18 protein-coding genes are annotated in these 21,045 nt (G+C 56.3%); 4 read left to right on the top strand and 14 right to left on the bottom strand.

Features of this window, described 5'->3' with window-relative positions:
- Positions 1 to 9: 9 nt before the first annotated feature.
- The 3 genes from lysS to AC5TBW_RS02190 all read right to left on the bottom strand — a co-directional run bounded on the left by lysS (position 10) and on the right by AC5TBW_RS02190 (position 4,176).
- The gene (lysS, locus tag AC5TBW_RS02200; protein ID WP_495510508.1) at positions 10 to 1,533 is read right to left on the bottom strand and encodes a lysine--tRNA ligase; all 1,524 of its coding nucleotides are present in this window, start codon (positions 1,531 to 1,533) and stop codon (positions 10 to 12) included.
- 35 nt (positions 1,534 to 1,568) lie between these two features.
- A protein-coding gene (gene prfB / locus AC5TBW_RS02195) for a peptide chain release factor 2 (RefSeq protein ID WP_495510507.1) occupies positions 1,569 to 2,667 on the bottom strand; the annotation gives its coding sequence in 2 pieces (ribosomal slippage) (positions 1,569 to 2,591 and positions 2,593 to 2,667; 1,098 coding nt in all).
- A gap of 165 nt (positions 2,668 to 2,832) precedes the next feature.
- Positions 2,833 to 4,176 carry an OmpP1/FadL family transporter gene (locus AC5TBW_RS02190; protein ID WP_495510506.1) on the bottom strand — a complete coding sequence of 448 codons (1,344 nt, stop codon included), beginning with the start codon at positions 4,174 to 4,176 and terminating at the stop codon, positions 2,833 to 2,835.
- A gap of 264 nt (positions 4,177 to 4,440) precedes the next feature.
- On the opposite strand from AC5TBW_RS02190, the gene AC5TBW_RS02185 reads away from it, so the two are divergent.
- Together AC5TBW_RS02185 and AC5TBW_RS02180 are read left to right on the top strand one after the other, a co-directional pair.
- A complete protein-coding gene (locus tag AC5TBW_RS02185) occupies positions 4,441 to 4,869 on the top strand; it encodes a MerR family transcriptional regulator (protein WP_495510505.1) in 429 nt (142 codons plus the stop codon).
- Entirely contained in the window at positions 4,866 to 7,439 is a 2,574-nt protein-coding gene (locus AC5TBW_RS02180; RefSeq protein ID WP_495510504.1) for a heavy metal translocating P-type ATPase, read from the top strand. The genes AC5TBW_RS02185 and AC5TBW_RS02180 overlap by 4 nt, the downstream gene beginning before the upstream one ends.
- Before the next feature lie 131 nt (positions 7,440 to 7,570).
- Here AC5TBW_RS02180 and AC5TBW_RS02175 read toward each other — a convergent pair whose 3' ends face one another.
- The 11 genes from AC5TBW_RS02175 to ffh form a co-directional block, all read right to left on the bottom strand.
- Entirely contained in the window at positions 7,571 to 8,200 is a 630-nt protein-coding gene (locus AC5TBW_RS02175; protein ID WP_495510503.1) for a YitT family protein, read from the bottom strand.
- A 44-nt stretch (positions 8,201 to 8,244) separates the two neighbouring features.
- A complete protein-coding gene (locus AC5TBW_RS02170) occupies positions 8,245 to 10,056 on the bottom strand; it encodes a single-stranded-DNA-specific exonuclease RecJ (protein ID WP_495511900.1) in 1,812 nt (603 codons plus the stop codon).
- A gap of 7 nt (positions 10,057 to 10,063) precedes the next feature.
- On the bottom strand, positions 10,064 to 11,452 hold the full coding sequence (gene thrC / locus AC5TBW_RS02165; RefSeq protein ID WP_495510502.1) for a threonine synthase: 1,389 nt from the start codon (positions 11,450 to 11,452) through the stop codon (positions 10,064 to 10,066).
- Positions 11,453 to 11,458: 6 nt separating this feature from the next.
- Positions 11,459 to 12,775, bottom strand: a complete 1,317-nt coding sequence (locus tag AC5TBW_RS02160) for a homoserine dehydrogenase (RefSeq protein ID WP_071695243.1) — start codon at positions 12,773 to 12,775, stop codon at positions 11,459 to 11,461.
- Between the two features lie 98 nt (positions 12,776 to 12,873).
- Positions 12,874 to 13,650 carry a DsbC family protein gene (locus tag AC5TBW_RS02155; RefSeq protein ID WP_495510501.1) on the bottom strand — a complete coding sequence of 259 codons (777 nt, stop codon included), beginning with the start codon at positions 13,648 to 13,650 and terminating at the stop codon, positions 12,874 to 12,876.
- Positions 13,625 to 14,506, bottom strand: coding sequence for a site-specific tyrosine recombinase XerD (gene xerD / locus AC5TBW_RS02150; RefSeq protein WP_495510500.1), 882 nt, complete (start codon positions 14,504 to 14,506; stop codon positions 13,625 to 13,627). Before xerD ends, AC5TBW_RS02155 begins: the two co-directional genes overlap by 26 nt.
- Positions 14,507 to 14,653: 147 nt before the next feature.
- Positions 14,654 to 15,010, bottom strand: coding sequence for a 50S ribosomal protein L19 (gene rplS, locus AC5TBW_RS02145; RefSeq protein WP_008958726.1), 357 nt, complete (start codon positions 15,008 to 15,010; stop codon positions 14,654 to 14,656).
- A gap of 176 nt (positions 15,011 to 15,186) precedes the next feature.
- Positions 15,187 to 15,948, bottom strand: a complete 762-nt coding sequence (gene trmD / locus AC5TBW_RS02140) for a tRNA (guanosine(37)-N1)-methyltransferase TrmD (RefSeq protein WP_495511899.1) — start codon at positions 15,946 to 15,948, stop codon at positions 15,187 to 15,189.
- Between the two features lie 101 nt (positions 15,949 to 16,049).
- Complete coding sequence (gene rimM, locus AC5TBW_RS02135) at positions 16,050 to 16,595, bottom strand: ribosome maturation factor RimM (protein WP_495510499.1); 546 nt, start codon at positions 16,593 to 16,595, stop codon at positions 16,050 to 16,052.
- Between the two features lie 59 nt (positions 16,596 to 16,654).
- A complete protein-coding gene (rpsP, locus tag AC5TBW_RS02130) occupies positions 16,655 to 16,903 on the bottom strand; it encodes a 30S ribosomal protein S16 (protein WP_007111767.1) in 249 nt (82 codons plus the stop codon).
- 289 nt (positions 16,904 to 17,192) lie between these two features.
- Positions 17,193 to 18,620: a signal recognition particle protein gene (ffh, locus tag AC5TBW_RS02125; protein WP_495510498.1), complete on the bottom strand. Its 1,428-nt coding sequence runs from the start codon at positions 18,618 to 18,620 to the stop codon at positions 17,193 to 17,195.
- 246 nt (positions 18,621 to 18,866) lie between these two features.
- Here ffh and AC5TBW_RS02120 point away from each other — a divergent pair, with 246 nt between their 5' ends.
- Together AC5TBW_RS02120 and AC5TBW_RS02115 are read left to right on the top strand one after the other, a co-directional pair.
- Positions 18,867 to 19,664, top strand: coding sequence for a cytochrome C assembly family protein (locus AC5TBW_RS02120; protein ID WP_495510497.1), 798 nt, complete (start codon positions 18,867 to 18,869; stop codon positions 19,662 to 19,664).
- Positions 19,665 to 19,768: 104 nt separating this feature from the next.
- Positions 19,769 to 21,043: an HlyC/CorC family transporter gene (locus AC5TBW_RS02115; protein WP_495510496.1), complete on the top strand. Its 1,275-nt coding sequence runs from the start codon at positions 19,769 to 19,771 to the stop codon at positions 21,041 to 21,043.
- Positions 21,044 to 21,045 lie beyond the last annotated feature (2 nt).

Raw genomic sequence — 21,045 nt, 5'->3', positions numbered from 1 at the left:
CGCAGCGTGTTAGTCCACTTCCGGGCGCATCGCCGGGAACAACAGCACATCTCGAATGGATGGGCTATCCGTGAACAGCATGACTAACCGATCGATACCGATACCTTCGCCAGCGGTGGGCGGCATGCCGTATTCCAACGCGCGCACGTAATCCGCATCGTAATACATTGCTTCCAGGTCGCCGGCGTCTTTCTCCGCTGACTGAGCGCGGAAGCGTTCCGCCTGATCTTCGGCGTCATTGAGCTCCGAGAAACCATTAGCAATTTCACGACCACCCACAAAGAACTCAAAGCGGTCAGTCACGAACGGGTTAGCATCGTTACGCCGTGCCAAGGGGCTGACCTCTGCAGGGTACTCGGTGATAAAGGTCGGTTGGTCGAGCTTATGCTCGGCAACCTCTTCAAATATCTCCGTTTGCACCTTACCCAGACCCCAGCTCTTCTTGACCTTGATGCCGAGCTTTTCAGCGATGCCCTGCGCGGCTTCCAGCGAATCCAAATCAGCATCGACAATGCCATCGCCGTGATCAAGGATCGCTTGGCGCAGCGTCAGGCGGACAAACGGCTGCCCAAAATCGTAGCTTGCGCCCTGATACTCAATCACCGCGCTGCCCAGCACTTCTTCAGCGGCGGTACGCAGCATCGCTTCGGTCATATCCAGCAGGTCGCGGTAATCCGCGTACGCCCAGTAGAACTCCACCATGGTGAATTCTGGATTATGGCGCGTGGATAAACCTTCGTTGCGGAAGTTGCGGTTAATCTCGAACACTTTTTCAAAGCCGCCCACCACCAGGCGCTTGAGGTAAAGCTCCGGCGCAATGCGCAGATACATATCGATATCCAGCGCATTGTGATGGGTAATGAACGGCCGTGCCGCGGCGCCGCCGGGAATCGGCTGCAGCATCGGCGTTTCCACTTCCATAAAGCCACGGGCTTCAAAAAAGCGACGCATGGAGCTGATCACCGCTGCGCGGGTTTCAAACACCTTGCGCGATTGGGGATTCATGATCAGATCCACATAACGCTGACGATAGCGGGCTTCCATATCGGTCAGGCCGTGAAACTTATCCGGCAGCGGACGCAGGCTCTTAGTGAGCAGCTGCGCCTCCTTCATCATCACGTACAGATCGCCCTTGCCGGATTTGTGTACCGGCCCACGGGCGGCGACGATGTCACCGATATCCCAGCTTTTGACGTCTTCAAGCACGTCAGCAGGCAGTCCTTTCTTGTCCACGTAGAGCTGGATTTGTCCGGCCACATCCTGAATAACGATAAAGGGCCCACGCTGACGCATGACACGACCGGCCACAGAGGCGTGGTGATCCAGCGCTTCCAGCTCGGCTTTCTCCTTATCGCCAAAGGCGTTTTGCAGCTCAACGGTTAAACTGTCGCGGCGAAAATCATTCGGAAATGCACTCTTACCTTGCGCTGCGGCACTCTCGCGACGAGCAGCCAACTTGGCACGGCGCTCGGCGATCAGGTGATTTTCCTGGTGTGCTGAGACTGATTGTTCAGACGCGTCTTGGTTAGCCATGGGGCACCCTGTTCATGTTCAAACGCTAAAAAATATTACAAACCTTGCTTCAAGCTAGCGACGATAAATTGATCGATATCTCCGTCGAGCACTTTATCGCAGTTGCTGGACTGCACGCTGGTGCGCAAATCCTTGATACGCTGATCGTCTAGCACATACGAACGAATCTGGCTGCCCCAGCCGATATCCGCCTTAGAGTCTTCGGCTTCCTGCTTGGCGGCATTACGCTTTTGCATCTCGTGCTCCCAGAGCCGCGCTTTCAACTGCTTCATCGCAAAATCGCGGTTAGCGTGCTGGCTGCGCTGCCCCTGGCAAGCGACGACGATGCCGGTCGGCTCGTGGGTAATCCGCACTGCTGAGTCGGTGGTATTAACGTGCTGACCGCCTGCGCCGCTTGAGCGGTAGGTATCGACACGTAGATCCGAGGGATTAATCTCAACCTCAAAACTGTCGTCGATTTCCGGGGACAGAAAAACCGACGCAAATGAGGTATGGCGACGGCCACCGGAGTCAAACGGGCTTTTACGTACCAAACGATGCACGCCGGTTTCGGTACGCAGCCAGCCGAAGGCGTAGTCACCCTGGATATGCACCGTGGCCGACTTAATGCCCGCCACTTCGCCTGCGGAGATTTCGGTGATATCGGCTTTAAAGCCGTGGCTCTCTGCCCAGCGCAAGTACATACGTAACAATATATTGGCCCAATCCTGGGCCTCAGTGCCGCCAGAACCGGACTGGATATCCAGGTAAGCGTTATTTTGATCCATATCACCGGAGAACATGCGCCGAAACTCAAGCTTCTCTAGTGCGGCTTGCATGCCGTCCAGCTCTTGGCGCACTTCGTCGACCGTGCCTTCGTCCTCTTCCATCTCGGCGAGCTCTAGCAGGTCCCGGCTATCGCCCAGGCCCTGATCAAGGTCATCAATGGTGGCGACAATGGCTTCGAGGGAGGCACGCTCTTTGCCTAACTTCTGCGCGTAGTCTGGATCATTCCAGACATTGGGATCTTCCAGTTCGCGGGTAACTTCTTCTAGCCGATCTTTCTTCTCGGCATAGTCAAAGATACCCCCTAAGAACGTCTGTCCGCTCAGACAGGTCCTTGATCTGGTTGTGAATCGGGTTGGTTTCCAACATGGGATCGCCCTAGCTTTGTCTGTATCTGATCGTACAGAGGTGTATCGATCAGAAAAGCGCATAGTGTAACGAAAGCCGACACGCCCCGCATCCAATGGCCTGCCACAAGGCAATAAAAAACCCGGCATGTGCCGGGTTTCGTTGATAACTGGCTTTCTATAAAGCTTAAAAGCGATAGGTTAACTGCGCGCCGAAGCCGTGGGCTTCGTTTTTGTAGTCTGCTGAGTAGTTCGAGGTGATAGGCGGCGTACGCTGACCGGCTACCGTGAAACTGTCGGTTTTGGACTGGTCTACCTGAGTGCCACGCTCGGTCAGATAGGAGTACGCTACATCCAGGGTCAGGTCAGGTGTGGGGCTCCAGCCAGCACCAATTGAGAAGATACGACGATCATCCGACGGAATCCGTACACTACGTGTTTCATCCTGCGTTGGGGTAAAGTCAAGCGCAACCCCGGCGCGCAAGGCAAGTTGAGGCGTCAATTGATACTCACCGCCAGTGGAGAAGGCCCAAGAGTTAGAGTAATTCTGCTGCTCGTTAGTGATCTCGCCACGCTCGGCACCGTTGACCAAAATCTGGTCAAATTCGCTCCAGCGCGCCCAGGAAGCACCAAACATCAGCTTGAGGTTGTCGCTCATTTGCTGAGTCAGCGAAAAGTTAACCGTTTCAGGCGTGGTCAAATCCAGCGTAGCAGTATCGGTTACAGTGCCGATGCCAAGTTGGTCTAACACAGGCGAGCTCGCAGAGAAGCTGCCCTCAAGGTTGAAATCCACTTTCGAGCGGTACGTCAAGCCGAGCGTGGTTTCTGGTACGGGCTGATAGATTACACCCAAATTATAGCCCCACGCCTCATCATCACCTTCAACGCGTGAGTCGACTTCCGAAAGCCCGAACGGAGTCGCCACGGGCACCTGACGGCGCAGCTCCCCTTCTACGCGGTTATAAGTAACACCTACACCCAAGCCCCACTGCTCGTTAAAGCGATAGGAGACGGTTGGCTGAGCGGTCACCACCTTTACTTCGGTATAGTTACCCTGGTTACGTCCCTGGAAATCGTCTTCATAATCAGTTTTTGAGCCGAAAGGCGCATAAACACCAAAACCAAAGGCTAGCTGCTCATTGACCGGCTGCGCATAAAAGGCAAAAGGTATCAGGGTACCTGGCACCATATCACCATCGTTGGACCCTGAAACAGGTAGTGTATCCGTCAGGCCCCCCGTAGCCTGCAGGAATGCCGGGCTACTTTGAGAAGCGCTGGCGTTACTGATATCGGAATTGACGCTAAGGAAGGTTCCACCCGCTGTAATCTGCGCACGGTCTAAAAACGACATACCCGCAGGGTTGCCGTATACGATGGTGGCATCATGCACATTAGAGCTACGGCCTGCATGACCATAGCCCTGTCCACTAACGCTCTGCTCATTGATTTGATACCCACCGGCGTGGGCTTGGCTGGCGAAAGCGGCTGTGATGGCAGCGGCCAAAGTGAGCTTATTAAATTTATTATTCATAGTTGGTCTCTATTCCCGATGATCCCGTGGATACCGACGATCCACTCTCTTTGTTTTTCACATGACTGTTTTCTCGCAACTGAGCCAAAGGTTCAAGAGCAAACGAGCGTTTTATTTTAATTTTCGCTTATACATTAGTCGCACGACCGTTTTAAATCAGTGTTTTAGTAATTTCGGCTTATTAGCAAAGGCGACCTTGACCTATGGGTTACCCATAGGTTCTACACTAATACAGTCACTATTTAGCCTGCGGGAGAACAGACGATGAAAGTTAACGAGCTTGCTAAACGTGGCGGGGTTACTGCAGAGACCGTTCGCCACTACGCTCGTGAGCGTCTACTGGCCCCGCAGCGCCACCCGGATAATGGCTACCAGCTATTTTCAGATAACGACTTAGAGCGGCTGCAGTTTATTCAGCGGGCGCGCAAGCTAGGTTTTAGTGTCGCGGAAATTCGCGACATCCTGGCTCACGCCGACCAGGGCGACTCACCGTGCCCGTTAGTCCGCGACCTACTCGCTAGCCGTTTGCCACAAATACGGGCGCGTATTGCTGAGCTCGAAGCCCTGGCTGAGCGTATGGAGCATGCTTTGACCAGTTGGCAGCATATGCCCGATGGCTCCCCAGACGGCCACAGCGTGTGCCGCCTGATCGAGAGTTTTCCTGACGCAACGTCTACCAAGGAGACCCCATGAGCGACTCCTCTACCGAAGCCACCTCCAGCGCAAGCCCTGCCCAGGAAGCCACCTCGCGCACCATTCCAGGCATGAACTGCCAAGGCTGCGTTAAGCGTATGCGCGAGGCAGTGCAAGACGTTGACCCTTTTGCCGATGTGATCGGCACGCCTAGCGAAAAACACCTTGAGGTTGTTTCGTCTCTAACCGACGCCGAGCTTGATCAACGCTTGACCGAGGCGGGTTATCCGCCAGGCGAAGCAGCACTGGAGGAAACGGCTCCAAACGATGCTGATAAGCAGCCAGATAGCGCCCCAGCCACCGAAGCTGAAAAGGCTGCAAGTGCTCCTTCCCAAGGGCACGGCAAGAAGCAGCGCTTGGCGATTAGCGGGATGACCTGCGCCAGCTGTGTCAAAAGCGTTCAAAAAGCGCTTGAGCATACCGAGGGTGTGGACACCGCCAGCGTCAATTTTGGCACCCACTCCGCCCAGGTGTTTGGCAGTGCCGAGACCCAAGCGTTAATCGCCGCCGTTGAATCAGCGGGCTATGGTGCCGAACCGATTGTGGACATGCGTGAATCCGAACGCTCCCGTGCAGAGCAGGATGCCAAGACATATCAAGAACGGCTGCGCGGCAGTGCTATCTCGTTGGCACTGGCGATTCCACTCATGTTGAGCATGCTATTTTTCCACCCTCATCCGATGGGGCTGGGGCGTCTCTACTGGCTGGTGATTGGTCTATTAACCCTGGGCGTTATGGCCTTCCCTGGGCGGCATTTTTTCGTCAACGCCTGGAAGCAGTTTAGGCATCGCCAAGCCAATATGGATACATTGGTTGCCATGGGCACCGGCACTGCCTGGCTCTACTCCATGGCGGTGGTTCTGTTCGCACCGTGGTTACCGGAAGTCGCTCAAGGCATCTATTTTGAAGCCTCAGCCATGGTGATCGGGCTGATTCTGCTCGGCAATGCCATGGAACTGCGCGCCCGCGGCCGCACCAGCAATGCTTTAAAGCGCCTGCTTGACCTACAGAGCCGTACCGCACGAGTTATTCGTGAAGGCCGCGAAATGGAGATTGAGATTGACGCCGTGGCAACTGGCGACCACGTTCGAGTACGGCCCGGCGAACGCCTGCCTGTGGATGGCCAAGTCACCGAAGGCGAAAGCCATATCGACGAGTCGATGCTTACAGGCGAACCTTTACCGGTAGCGAAACGTGAGGGAGATGAAGTCAGCGCTGGCACGGTGAATGGCCGTGGTGGGCTGGTGTATCAAGCCACCCGAGTAGGCGCCGATACCCGACTGGGCCAAATTACCGAACAGGTGGCGAGTGCTCAGAACTCGCGACCTCCGATTGGCGAGCTCGCCGACCAGGTCTCCAGCGTGTTTGTACCCTCGGTGATGATTATTGCCGTGCTGACAGCCCTGGTGTGGTTCAACCTAGGGCCCGCCCCCCAGGTGATCCATATGCTGGTGACAGCAACCACCGTGCTGATCATTGCCTGTCCTTGCGCGCTAGGCCTAGCCACGCCGATCTCGACCATGATCGGCGTCGGAAAAGCGGCAGAACACGGAGTGCTGGTACGCAGCGGCGATGCGCTGCAAACCGCCAGCAAGCTGACCACGCTAGTCGTTGATAAAACCGGCACGCTCACGCAGGGCAAGCCTAGCGTTACCGATGCACAGATGTTTGGCATGGAGCAATCCACCGTGCTGGAATTGGTGCACGCGCTCGAGCGCGGCTCCGAGCACCCATTGGCGGCGTCGTTAATGACCTACGCGCAGGAACATAACGCCCACCCTGCCGAGATTAATGGTTTCGACAGCGTGACCGGTGGCGGGGTAAAAGCCCAAGCTGCCGACGGCAAAGCGCTGCTGCTGGGCAATGCGCGCCTGTTAAGCGAGGCTGGAGTGGACCTCAAAGCGGGTGAAGAGCAGGCCCGCGCTCTGGAGGAGCAGGCCCGCACGCTGGTATATCTAGCGGTGAATGGCAAGCTGGCTGCTCTGTTTGGCATTAGCGACCCGCTTCGCCACGATACCGTGGCCGCAATCAAGCGCCTGCAAAAAGACGGCTTAACCATTGTTATGTTAACCGGGGATAACGAGCACACCGCCAAAGCCATTGCCCGGGAAGTGGGCATCGATGAGTTTCGCGCGGACTTGTTGCCTGAAGACAAGCACGCCGAGATCGAGCGCCGTCAAAAGGCGGGGGAAATCGTTGGCATGGTGGGCGATGGCATCAATGATGCCCCAGCGCTGGCCCGAGCAAATGTGGGCTTTGCGATTGGCCAAGGCACCGATGTGGCGATAGAGAGCGCGGGCATCACGCTAATGCGCGGCTCGCTGCACGGCGTGGCGTCAGCGATAGAAATCAGCCGCGCCACGCTGCGCAATATCAAACAGAACCTGGTCGGCGCCTTTGGCTACAACCTACTGTGTATCCCCATCGCGGCTGGAGTGCTCTACCCGCTCACCGGCATGCTGCTCTCACCGATGATTGCGGGCGCGGCCATGTCACTCTCTTCTATCACCGTGGTGAGTAACGCTAACCGCTTACGGCTATGGAAAGCCAGTCTGGAGGACGCCTCATGAGTTTATTGATCAACTTGGCAGGCCTGGGGCTTATCGCACTGATAGTGTGGTGGTTCTGGCTTGGCTAAGAAACCTCTGATTCACTATTGCGCTTGGCCATACGGCGTTAATCAGAGGTTCCTTAAACGTTTTTAGCTCACGCCAATATAGCGCCCTGGCTTATGGTTCAGAGCGATAATCAGGTTGAGTGTTAGTGCCCCCAGCACCGAGTAGCCCACGCGATCCAGCGGCAGTTGAGTCAGCGCAATCAGCAGGATAACGCCATCAATGGCGAGTTGAACGTAGCCTGCACGCAGGCCGTGTTTATCCTGCAAGTAGAGCGCGAGAATATTGATACCGCCAAGGCTTGTGCGGTGGCGAAACAGCATCAGCATACCAATGCCCATCAGCGCGCCGCCCATTAAGGCGGCGTAGATGGAGGGCACGCTGGCAAACTGCACCCAGCCTTGGGTTAACTCTGAAAACAGCGAGACCAAACCAATGGCAGCGAAGGTGCGCAGGGTAAAACTCCAACCCATGCGTTTAACCGCCAAGTAGTAAAATGGCAGGTTAATGGCGAAAAAATACACCCCAAAGCCCCAGCCGGTCACGCTGCTGGTCATATAGCTGAGCAGCAGCGCCAAACCTGCCGTACTGCCGGTCAGCAGCACCGCATGGGTGTAAAAGGTCACCCCCAGCGCGACAAAGAACGTGCCCAGCAGCATCGCCATGAGATCTTCATAGGGGCGATGTTGGTCCTTGGGTAAATCTTCAACACGCATGGGAGCGTCCTTACTTAGGCTGTTGAGGTTATCAAGTGATTAGTTTAGATAGTGCTAGCGTGCTCAACCATTAACTGCAGCGTCTCGCGGCCGCGCCAGCGGTTGCGGTTGAGCTTATAGGCGCAGTGCAGCGTATCGCCCACGTTAAACCCTGGCAGTTCCCCAGGCGTTAGAGCGCGAAACCAGATTGCTTTGCAGATCATCGGGCCAGTGGAAAGCTCTAGCATAAGGTGTGCGCCATCGGCACCCACCGGGCGCAGCGCCTCGACAATAAAACGCCCTTCAAACAGCGGCGGGTCGAATTCACGCCCGTAGGGGCCAAGGGTTTCGATCTCTTGTAAGGTGGTCAGCGAAAGCTGTGCTGTGGAGAGCTCGCCATCCGTCCAAAGGCGCGGATAGAGCGTTCGTCCCTCTAACTGCTCGCCCACTGCCTGCAAGAAAGCCGTTTTAAAGGCATCAAGCTGATCCCGTGGCACGCCCACCCCTGCCGCGCCACTATGGCCACCAAAGCGTGGTAACGCCTGGGGAGCAAGCTCAAAGGTGCGCTGAAGGGCATCGCGCAGGTGCAGCCCGTCAATCGAACGGCCCGAGCCGGTTAGCATGCCCGGTGCCGAGGCTTGCGTTAGCACCAGCGCCGGCCGCCCGTAGGCCTGCACTAACCGCGAGGCAACGATACCCTGTACGCCGGGGTGCCCGTCTTCAAGTAGCACCACCACAGCGGGTTCGTCAGCGTCCAAAGCCGCTGTGGCGAGTGTCCGCGCCTCGGCGGCCATATCTGCCTCAATCGCTTTGCGGGACTGATTATCCTGATCCAGCACGTCGAGCTGTCGATTGGCAACTCCATCGTTTTCAGCCAGCATAAAGTGCAGCGCCGCGTAGGGGTCGTCCAGCCGCGAGCGGGCATTGATACGCGGCCCCATCTGAAACGCTAACGTCTCAGCGTTAAACGGCACGCTGTCAGCGCCCAGGCGCGTGGCCATGGCACGCCAGCAAGCCGCATCCATCCGATTGATCAGCTTTAACCCTTGATTAACCACCGCGCGGTTGGCGGGACTGCCACCCAATGATACACAGTCAGCCACAGTGCCCAACGCTACGTAGGAGAGCCAGGGCGACAGCTTGGGCGTCGACTCTGACAGCGCTCCCCACTCAATCAGCACACCGCGAGCCAATGACATCAACAGCCACGCCACCATACAGCCAGCAATGGTTTTGTCAGGATATTCACAGTCTGAGCGGGTAGGATTTACGCAAGCATAAGCAGAAGATGGCGGCCCCTCGATGGGCAGCGCATGGTGGTCGCTGACGACCACATCGATACCCGCCGCTTTTAGGCGCGCGATTCGTGGCTCATCGGAGCTGCCGCAGTCGGCAGTAATCACCAGGGTTGGAAACGGCTTTTGCGCAAGGGTGCGCTCAACCAGCGGCAGACTAATACCATAGCCGTCGTGAATACGATGGCCGATTAGACTGTGCAGCTTGCCTTCCGGCACCCCAAACAGCTCCACCAGCGTGCGTCTAATCACCACGTGGGAGGTAATGCCATCCACGTCGTAGTCGGTGAGAATACCGATCGCCTCGTTCTCTGCCACCGCCTGGGCGATGCGTTCGGCGGCGCGGCGCCCGTCCGCAAGCTTCTCGGGATGCGCGAGATAGCGCAGGCTAGGCGAGATTAACGGCAACAGCTCACCGCTGTAGCCGGGCAAGCGGGACGCCAGCAGCCGTGCCTGCAGTTCGCTTAAGCCTTCAGCTTGAGCACGGGCATAAAGCGCCTCGTCCACCGGACGAGGCTCTAAACGCGGTCCGGTCTTGCTAGACGACAGCCCGCTTTGGGGTAAATCGGTCACTGAGGCCATTAATACATCAACGCCGGTTTTCCGCGACATACTGCTGCACAGCGGCAAGCTCTGCTGGCAGCACGGTGTAACGCTCTTCGCGCTCTAGCAGGTCTTCCATATGCGGCGGTAGTGGCACCCCCAGGAAGCCCGCTTTTACCACGGCTTCGGCAAACTTGGCCGGATGTGCAGTCGCCAGGGTAATAACAGGCGTTGACTGATCAGCGCGGGCACGCTCAGCGGCAATATAACCGGTCGCCGTATGCGGATCGAGCATCTCACCGGTGCGCTTATGAGCGTCACGAATCACTTCCAGAATCGTCGCATCGTCCACGCTGTAGCTGGAGAACTTCTCGCGCAGCTTGGCAAGCGGTGCATCAGCCAGGGCGGTGGGCTCCTGCTGGAAGCGCTCAAGCAGCGCCGCCACGGCCAAACCATCGCGGTCGTAGGCGTCAAACAGCAGCCGCTCGAAGTTAGACGACACCACGATATCCATGGAAGGTGCCAGCGTCGCCGCCAGCTCTTTTTTGGAGAAGTCATTGGCGGCCAACGTGCGGTGTAGAATGTCGTTGGCGTTGGTGGCGATGATGAACTGCTTCACCGGCAGGCCCATTTTGTAGGCCATGTAGCCCGCAAACACGTTGCCAAAGTTGGCGGACGGTACGCAGAAGCTCACCTCGCGGTGCGGAGCACCCAGTGCGACGCCGGAGGCAATGTAGTAAACGATCTGCGCCATAATCCGCGCCCAGTTGATCGAGTTCACTGCGACCAAACGCGTACCGTTGAGGAACGACTGGTCAGCAAAACTCGCTTTAACCATCGCCTGGGCGTCGTCGAAATTGCCTTCGATGGCAATATTGAAGACGTTATTGGCCAGCACCGAGGTCATTTGGCGGCGCTGAACTTCTGAGACCCGATTGTGCGGGTGCAGAATAAAGATATCCAGGTTGTCGCAGTGGCGACAGCCCTCAATCGCCGCGGAGCCGGTATCGCCCGAGGTCGCGCCCATGATCACCGCACGTTCGCCGCGTTTTTTCAGGAAGTGATCCAGCAAGCGACCGAGCAACTGTAGCGCCACATCTTTGAATGCCAGCGTGGGGCCATGAAACTGCTCAAGCAGGAAGTGATTGGCATCTAGCTGCTTAAGCGGCACGACCGCATCGTGATTAAACGTCGCGTAGGCTTCGGTCACAATGCGGTGGAAAGTGGCATCGTCGATTTCACCGTTCACAAACGGCTTCATCACCCGGAATGCAATCTCCGCGTAGGAAAGCCCTGCCATCTCGGCGAGCTCCTCACGAGAAAACTCCGGCAGCGTCTCCGGCACATACAATCCGCCGTCGCTGGCCATGCCGGTGAGCACGACCTCTTCAAAGGAGAGCGCGGGCGCCTGCCCACGCGTGCTGATATAGCGCATCTTGGCTTACTCCCCTTCGTCCAGGCTTTCCACGCGGATACGTGTTACCGGCCCGGCGATATCGGCCATCGACTCAATTTCACGGATCGCTTCGTTCATCTGCTTCTCTTTGGTGCGGTGGGTCAGCAGAATAATCGGCACCAATTCGCCCTCGGTGGCCTCTTTCTGAATCAGCGCTTCGATCGAGATGCCCTGCTCGGCCAGAATCGTTGCCACTCGCGCCAGCACGCCGGGGCGGTCTACCGCCAGCAGACGCAGGTAATACGCCGTGATGATATCTTCCATCGGCATAATAGGCAGTTGAGTGACATCTTCGTCGATACCGCTGAACGCCAGGTAAGGCACTCGATAATGGTGATCGGTGGAGATATCCCGCGCTACGTCGAGCAAATCGGCCACGACCGCTGAGGCAGTCGGCTCTGCGCCCGCACCAGCACCGTAGTAAAGCGTCGGTCCAACGGCATCGCCCATGATCGCAATGGCGTTTTTCACACCATGCACATTGGCCAGTAGGCGCTCTTTGGGAATCAGCGTGGGGTGAACGCGCAGCTCCAGACCTTGATCGGTGCGTTTGGAGATACCCAGGTGCTTGATCACATAGCCCAGATTATCGGCCTGCTCGATATCTTCAGACGTAATCCGTGAAATGCCTTCAGTGAAAGCTTTCTCAAACTGGAGCGGCACGCCGTAGGCAATCGAGGCCAAAATCGTCAGCTTGTGCGCGGCGTCGATACCCTCCACATCAAAAGTGGGGTCGGATTCGGCGTAGCCCAGCGCTTGGGCTTCCGCGAGCACATCTTCAAACGCCCGGCCTTCGTCGCGCATATGGGTAAGAATGTAGTTGCCGGTGCCGTTGATAATGCCCGCCACCCACTCGATACGGTTGGCACCCAAGCCTTCGCGCAGCGATTTGATCACCGGAATACCGCCTGCGACCGCGGCTTCAAACGCCACGATAACGCCCTTCTCATGAGCGGCCTTGAAGATTTCGTTACCGTGAACGGCAATCAGCGCTTTGTTGGCGGTGACCACGTGTTTGCCGTTGGCGATCGCCGTCAGCACCAGCTCGCGAGCAATATCGTAACCGCCAATCAGCTCTACCAGGACATCCACATTGGGATTGGTGGCGACTTCAAACACATCAGAAGTAGCATTGATGCCGGTAATATCGCAGTCAGGATGAATACTGCGGTGAGCAACCTGCTCAATCACAATAGGGCGGCCAGCGCGACGCGAAATATCGTCGGCGTTGCGGGTCAATACGTTAAAGGTGCCGCCACCGACAGTGCCTAAACCACAGATACCTACTCTTACCGGTTTCAAAATACTTCCCCTTTTGTGTTGGGCTCCCGCAGGCGCCGCCTCGTAAATCAATGTCTCAGCGTAATGTGCCGTCTATTCAAACGGCATTATTGCTTATCTCAATCGTCGCCCAAGCCTAACATGGCGGAGAGCCGCTCGGGGGGCACAAATCCTGGCACTAGCTGCCCATCGGGCAAAATAATCGCTGGCGTGCCCTGTACGCCCAATGCTTTGCCCAGATCATACTGACCTGCCACCGGGTTGTCGCAAGTTGCCGAGCTGGAAATAGTCTGGCCCTCTTTGGCTTGGGTCATTGCTTCGCTGCGATTGTCCGAACACCACACTTGCTGCAGCGTGGTGGCAGCTTGGCTTCCCATGCCCGCACGCGGAAACGCCATATAGTGAACGGCAATGCCACGCTCATTCAATTCGGGAATAGTGTCGTGTAACCGCGCGCAATAGGGGCACGTTGGGTCGGTAAATACCGTCACTGTTGCTTTTGGCTCATCGGCACCGCGGAAGACCACCAGCTCACTTTCAGGCACCGCCGCTAGCGCATCGGCACGCGCTTGGTTCTGCTCTTGCTCGGTTAAATTCACTAAACCATCAGGCGCATTTTGATACAGGTCGCCGACGATAAAGTGACTACCGTCCGCGTTTGAGTAGAAGGACTCTCCGCCCTCCAGCTGCACATGGTAAATACCGCTCATGGGCGTCTCTGTCACCGCTGCCACCGGCATCGCCTGACCATTAACGCTAAGGGATTCTGAAAGGCGGTCTGTTACCGCATCAGCCTGTGCAACAGCCGGTAATAGGCTGCTCGCGATCAGTAAGGGAAATACTAAAAAACGGCGTTGACGCATCATCAATTCAACCTCGTGGGTGATGTTCTGCATGTAAGCTCTCCAAGCGCGCTTGGGCCACATGGGTATAAATTTGGGTCGTCGATAAATCGCTATGACCCAGCAGCAGCTGTACGACCCGCAAATTGGCTCCATGATTCAATAAATGGGTCGCAAATGCATGGCGGAGCGTGTGCGGTGACAGTGGTCGGGTAATTCCTGCCGTGATGGCATGTACCTTAATACGGTGCCAAAACGTTTGCCGAGTCATGGCTTTATCGCCCCGGCCTGGAAATAGCGCTGGGCGTGTTGGGTCGCTCATCAAGGTCAATCGCGCGGTCTGCATATAGTGCGCCAGCCAATCCGATGCCTCTTCGCCCATGGGCACCAGGCGGTCTTTATCGCCTTTACCACGCACGCGTACCACGTTTTGACGCAAGTTGACTGCGTCGCCAGTGAGCCCTACCAGTTCAGAGACCCGCAAGCCACATGCATAAAGTAGTTCCAGCATGGCACGATCACGCACGCCTAAAGGCGTGTCCGTATCCGGCGCCATCAGCAGACGTTCCACCTCATCCTCTTCCAAGGTATTAGGCAAGCCGGGGATTACTCGCGGCAGCTTGATGTCGGTGAGCGGGTCACTCATCACCTGGTTATTTAAGCGCCCCCAGCGGTAGAAACTGCGCAACGTCGACAGCAGCCGGGCATTGCTACGCAGCTGATAGCCCTGTTCGCGGCGGCTCGTCAGCCACTCGGCAAGCCGCTCTGGCGGCGGCGCCAATAACGTTTCACCCTGGCTCTCTAGATGGCTCTGCCACGCGGTTAAATCACGCCGATAAGCGGCTAACGTATGATCGCTGGCGCCCTGTTCCAACCATAGGGCATCCAAAAAAGCATCAATAACGCTCATACGTCAGCACTCTCCGGCCGTCTTGGTAAAGCGGCATAAACATGCATGTAGATAAAAAAACCCCGCCCCGCAAAGCGGTGACGGGGTCTTGGTATCCAGGCGCAACGCAGATCAAAGTGCCGCGCTCGCCTTTGGAACAGTGGCGGTTTAAGCCAACTTTTCCTTGATACGTGCAGAACGACCGCTGCGCTCGCGCAGGTAGTAAAGCTTGGCTTGACGCACGTCACCGCGACGCTTGACTTCGATTGAGTCAACCAGCGGGCTGTAGGTCTGGAAGGTACGCTCAACGCCAACACCGTGAGAAATTTTACGCACGGTGAATGCGGAGTTCAGGCCACGGTTACGCTTACCGATGACCACACCTTCGAACGCCTGAAGACGCTCACGGGTGCCTTCCTTTACTTTAACCTGAACGACAATGGTGTCGCCTGGGGCAAAGGCAGGAATTTCCTTGCCCATTTGCTCAGATTCGATCGCCTGGATCACTTTGCTTTTGCTGCTCATCATCATACTCCTGAATAACGTGTTGGCTTGACCGCTCAATCATGGGTGGCGGAAGCCGTGATCCCGGCGCTCGAAACGAGCTTCGCGGGAGTCGTTATGGGTGACACAGGTGCGTTTTTCTGCCCTGCACCGCCGCTCTGGTTTAAGTAGTTGAAAACAAACTAGTTGAAAACAAGCTACTTAGCGGACAGAGCGTGTTCCTCGATAAACTCGTTCAACAGCTTGCGCTGTTCGGCGTCTAACGGTCGCCCTTCCAACAAATCCGGACGACGCTGCCATGTACGGCCTAGCGACTGCTTTAACCGCCAGCGTTTGATGGCTGCATGATTACCGCTTAACAGCACATCCGGCACTTGGCGCCCGTCAATTATTTCCGGACGGGTATAGTGCGGGCAGTCTAACAGACCGTCATTAAACGAGTCTTCGACAGCGGAATCCTGATGGCCCAGCACGCCGGGAATCAGCCTTGCCGCTGCATCAATCAGCACCATCGCTGGCAGCTCACCGCCGCTCAGCACATAGTCGCCAATCGACCACTCTTCATCGATATCACTTTCTACCACGCGTTCATCAATGCCTTCATAGCGACCTGCCACGACCACTAAAGGCCCGGCGGAAGCCAGTGCTTGAACGCCCTGCTGATCCAGCTTGCGCCCTTGAGGCGATAGGTAGATCACCGTCGGCACTAGACCGGTAGCTTGTTGCGCCCGCTCACGGGCAGCAAAGATCGCCGCACGCAGGGTGTCGACTTTCATCAACATACCTGGACCACCGCCATAGGGGCGATCATCTACGCTACGGTGACGATCGGTGGCATAATCCCGCGGGTTCCAGAACTCCAGTGCAACACGCTGTTTCTCAACCGCTCTGCCGACCACACCTTGCTGCGTTAGTGAGTCAAACATTTCAGGAAACAACGACACAACACCGATCCACATTGCTGGAGCAATGTCCAACGTAGGTGCTACCGTTTCGTTGCCAGTTTCCAACTCAGTTGAATCTGTACGAACATCACTACTCAAACTGTTCATAAGTTTGGTCAAAATTCAGAATCCCAATCGACGACCATACGGCCCTCTTGGGAGTTGACTTCGATAATGACATCGTCTGGCAAAAATGGCAGCAGCCGCTCACGTTTGTCGATTGCGTCTGAATCACCGCGAACCACCATGACATCGTTGGCGCCGGTTTCAAACAGGTAGCTTACCCGCCCTAACCGTTCGCCGGCCTGAGTGAAGACCACCATGCCTTCAAGCTCATGCCAGTAGTACTCGTCGTCAGAAAGCTTAGGCAGTGCTTCTTTGGGCATCAGAATGTCCGTCTGGGCCAATGCTTCAGCCGCACTACGGTCATCGACCCCTTGCAGTTGCACCACAACGCCTTTGCCCTGCCGACGCCCCTGAACGATGCTAATACGCGTAAGGGTTTCACCTTTGCGTACCCACCATTCCGGGTAGTCTAGAATGCTGTCCATCGGGCTAGTGTAGGAGTACACCTTAAGCCAACCTTTCACCCCATAAGGGCTAGTCAGCTTGCCTAGCACCACATGTGTGTCGTCAGTTTGGCTTATTTCAAAACGCGTCATCGACGACCTCGGCTAACCCAGCACTCATACTTTTATAGACAACAGTCCCACACGCAGGCTTAAGCCTGTTTGCGTGCTTCTTTAACCAGCTCAGCAACACGACCAGACAACTGGGCGCCTTGGCTCTGCCAGTGAACAACGCGATCTAGGTCAACGCGCAGGCGCTCTTCCTGACCACGGGCAACCGGGTTGAAGAAGCCGATACGCTCGATGAAACGACCGTCGCGTGCGTTACGAGAGTCAGTAACGGTCAGGTGGTAAAAGGGACGCTTCTTGGCGCCACCACGGGCCAAACGAATGGTAACCATACGATAACTATCCTTCGGTTGAGGTTACGAGAGTGTGTTTATAACGCTTACCGCTATCGGAACACTCTTCGTGCTGTTTTCTTGGCACTAAGCTTGCGCAAGGCTTTCTTAGTGCCATTAGGGCCTTCACCGAGACTGTTACCGCAACGTATTTAACGTATTTTAGGCAACACCCACGCATGAAGAGGCCGCATTCTACGCAAATGCGCTCGGCTTGGAAAGCCTGTCAGCCAGAAAACTGATAGGCCGTCAACCTCACCAAGCGCATCCGCACGTTACTATTGGTGTCTTAGCGGCGGGGTAAGCCGCCTGGGCCACCCATTCCGCCCATGCCGCCAGGACCACCCATACCGCCGGGTCCGCCTGGGCCACCGCCGCCCATCATGCCTGACATGCCGCGCATCATTTTCTGCATGCCGCCTTTCTGGCCCGCCTTTTTCATCATTTTTTGCATCTGCTTATGCTGCTTAAGCAGGCGATTAAGGTCAGGCACTTGCAGGCCTGCGCCCGCGGCAATGCGGCGTTTGCGTGAGCCGTTGATAATGTCCGGCTTGCGGCGCTCTTTGGGCGTCATGGAATTAATCAGCGCTTCTAGCTTGCCCAGCTCTTTCTCAGGTCCAGGGCCTTGAGCCATTTCGGCCATTTGCCCCATGCCGGGCAGCTTACCGAGCAAGCCGCCCATGCCGCCCATTTTCTTGAGCTGCTGAAGCTGATCGCGAAAATCTTCCAGATCAAATCCGTCGCCTTTCTTGACCTTTTTGGCCAACTGCTCGGCTTTGGACTTATCGACGGTACGCTCGGCTTCCTCAATCAGCGACAGCATGTCGCCCATCCCCAGGATGCGCGAGGCAACCCGGTCCGGATGGAAAGGCTCTAGGGCATCGACTTTTTCACCGACACCCATAAACTTAATCGGCTTGCCGGTAATGTGGCGTACCGACAGCGCCGCACCGCCACGAGCATCACCGTCCGCCTTGGTGAGGATCACCCCGGTCAGCGGCAGGGCTTCGCTAAACGCCTTGGCGGTATTGGCGGCATCCTGGCCGGTCATGGCGTCGACGACAAACAGCGTTTCCTGAGGCGAGACTGCTTTATGCAGCGCCTGGATCTCCGCCATCATCGCTTCGTCAATCGCCAAACGGCCAGCGGTATCAATCAGTACCACATCGTGAAACTGAATCTTGGCGTGTTTGATAGCCGCTTCAGCAATCGCGACAGGCTGTTGGTCAGAGCGTGAGGGGAAGAAATCTACCTCGACCTCTTTGGCCAGGGTTTCGAGCTGATCGATAGCCGCCGGGCGATAGACGTCGGCAGACACCACCAAAACCTTCTTCTTCTCGCGTTCACGCAGGTAGCGGGCCAGCTTTGCCACAGAGGTGGTTTTACCCGCACCCTGTAAGCCGGCCATCAGTACAACGGCGGGGGATCCCTTAAGCACAAAGCCGTCATTGGCTTCGCCCATAATCGCTTCCAGCTCTTGCTGGACGATTTTGACGAACTGCTGTCCTGGTGACAGGCTTTTGGACACTTCCTGCCCGACCGCTCGCTCGCGAACGCGCTCAATAAACGCCTTGATGACCGGCAGTGCTACGTCGGCCTCAAGCAGTGCGCGGCGTACTTCGCGCAGAGTGTCTTTAATATTGTCGTCGGTCAGGCGAGCCTGACCCTTAATCGACTTTAACGTCTGGGAAAGACGCTCACTTAGATTCTGGAACATGGGGCCTCTCTGCCTCCGTCACTGCCGTCGGCGCGCACGCCCTGGACTCATTAGTAAAAAGATTATACGCGCTCATGCTTTGAGTCTCCATGGGGTGTATTGAGCGCCATACCTATTTTCGTGCATTTGCCCTGCTGGGCGACACCGCTTGGATTCGTTATAGTAGCTGAATAGATTTTCGTCATAATCACACTTAATTCGTTTATTTATTCACAGCAACGCGCTGCAAGGCGCACGGATAGCATCATGCAGGCGCTCCCTTTCGCCACGATTGCTTTTATTTTTTATGTCGCCGCTGCTATTTGGCAGGGCATGACGCTTTTTCGGCGCGTACCACCCCGCCAAGGCATGGTTCGCCTGCTTGCCGTGCTGGGTTTACTGCTGCACATTCCTGTCGTGGTCAAATTGATAGGCCAATCCCCGGGGCTGCTACCCGGTTTTACCACTAGCGCCACACTACTGATGGCGGTTGCGGTCAATGTCGTGCTGGTGGCCAGCCTGTTTAAGCCGGTACTAAACGCAGGGATTGCGCTTTTCCCGCTGGCGGGCATTGCGCTCATCGCCGCCACTTGGCTACCTAATCAGGGCGGCCATACGGGACTAACGCCCGGTATTTTGCTGCATGCCGTGAGCTCTGCCCTAGCGTTTGCCGTTTTGGCCATTGCCGCCGTACAAGCCGTGCTGGTCGGCCTACAGAATCAGGCGCTGCGCCATCATCATATTCGCGGCATCGTGCAGTCGTTACCGCCACTCACTACCATGGAGCGAGTGCTTTTTGAACTGGTGTGGGCGGGCATCATTCTACTGACGCTCTCCATTGCAAGCGGCCTTATTTTTCTAGACAACTTCTTTGCCCAGCATTTGGCGCATAAAACAGTACTCTCTCTGCTGGCCTGGGTAATCTTCACAACACTTCTGGTCGGCCGTTACCGCTTTGGCTGGCGTGGCATGCGTGCCGTACGCTGGACACTGGGCGGCTGCGGCCTACTCGTGCTGGCCTATTTTGGCAGCAAGTTTGTACTTGAGGTTTTACTCAATCGATAACTACTCAACCGCTAATGGGGCGCAACCACGCCTTTGGTTGTCTTGACACACAACTCGCGACCTTCTACAAATCGAGCCTAATCCGCCACAAAGGACTTTTCGACTTGAGCGACGACTTCCCCCTGGGGTTACTGTTCGGCCTGCTAGCCTTACTGATAGTGCTTTCTGCTTTCTTCTCCAGCTCTGAAACCGGCATGATGTCGATTAACCGCTACCGCTTGAGCCACCAGGCTAATAGCGGTGACCGCAGAGCCAAACGGGTCATGCGCCTGCTCACACGCCCTGATCGCCTGATTGGCGTCATTTTGATCGGCAATAACTTCGTTAATAACTTAGCAGCGTCAATTGCCACGATTATTGCGATTCACTTTTTTGGCGACGTATCAGGGCCCGCCATCTCTACCGCCTTGCTAACCATTACCATTTTGATCTTTGCGGAAGTCACGCCCAAGACCTACGCGGCTATCAAGCCCGAGCGGATTGCCTATCCCACGTCTTACGCCCTTGAACCGTTACTAAAACTGCTTTACCCGCTGGTATGGCTGGTCAACGTGATGTCCAACGGCTTGCTCAGACTGATTGGTGTGAAGAGCGTCGATAACGGTGGCGATAGCCTGACCCGCGACGAGCTACGCACGGTGGTTCACGAAGCGGGCACCCTGATCCCCTACCGTCACCGCGCAATGCTGCTGTCGATTCTCGACCTTGAGAACGTCACCGTGAATGACATCATGGTGCCGCGCCACGAAGTGCTGGGCATCGACCTGGATGATTCCCTCGAAGATATTTTGACCCAGATTCGTACCAGCCAGCACACCCGCCTGCCCGTTTATAAGGGCGACATCAACAATATTATTGGCATGCTGCATCTGCGCAACGCTGCACGCTTTCTCTCTCGCGACGAAGTTACCAAGGCCTCGATTGTCCAAGAGGCACGCGAACCCTACTTCATCCCCGAGTCGACACCGCTACACACCCAACTGCTTAACTTTCAAAAGCAGAAGCGGCGTATCGGTATCGTGGTCGATGAATACGGCGACGTAGAGGGCTTAGTCACGCTGGAAGATATTCTGGAAGAGATCGTCGGCGAGTTCACCACCGATGTCTCCGAGGATGAGGAGATTCACCAGCAGGACGACGGCAGCCATGTCATTGAAGGCACTGCGAATATTCGTGAGATTAACAAGATGCTCGGCTGGCAGCTGCCTACGGATGGCCCCAAAACGCTCAACGGGCTCATTCTTGAGCATCTTGAAGCCTTCCCTGAAGGCCCGGCGTGCCTGCAGATCGGCAACATGCGCATGGAGATACTAGAGATTCGTGACAACCTCATTACGTCCGCGCGCTGCTGGCAAAAGCTACGGGCGCCACGCCGCTAGGC

The organism is Vreelandella sp. ssv, from assembly GCF_059448525.1.
Note: the sequence above shows the minus strand (reverse complement) of the source record. Positions and strands in the feature narration are given on the sequence as shown.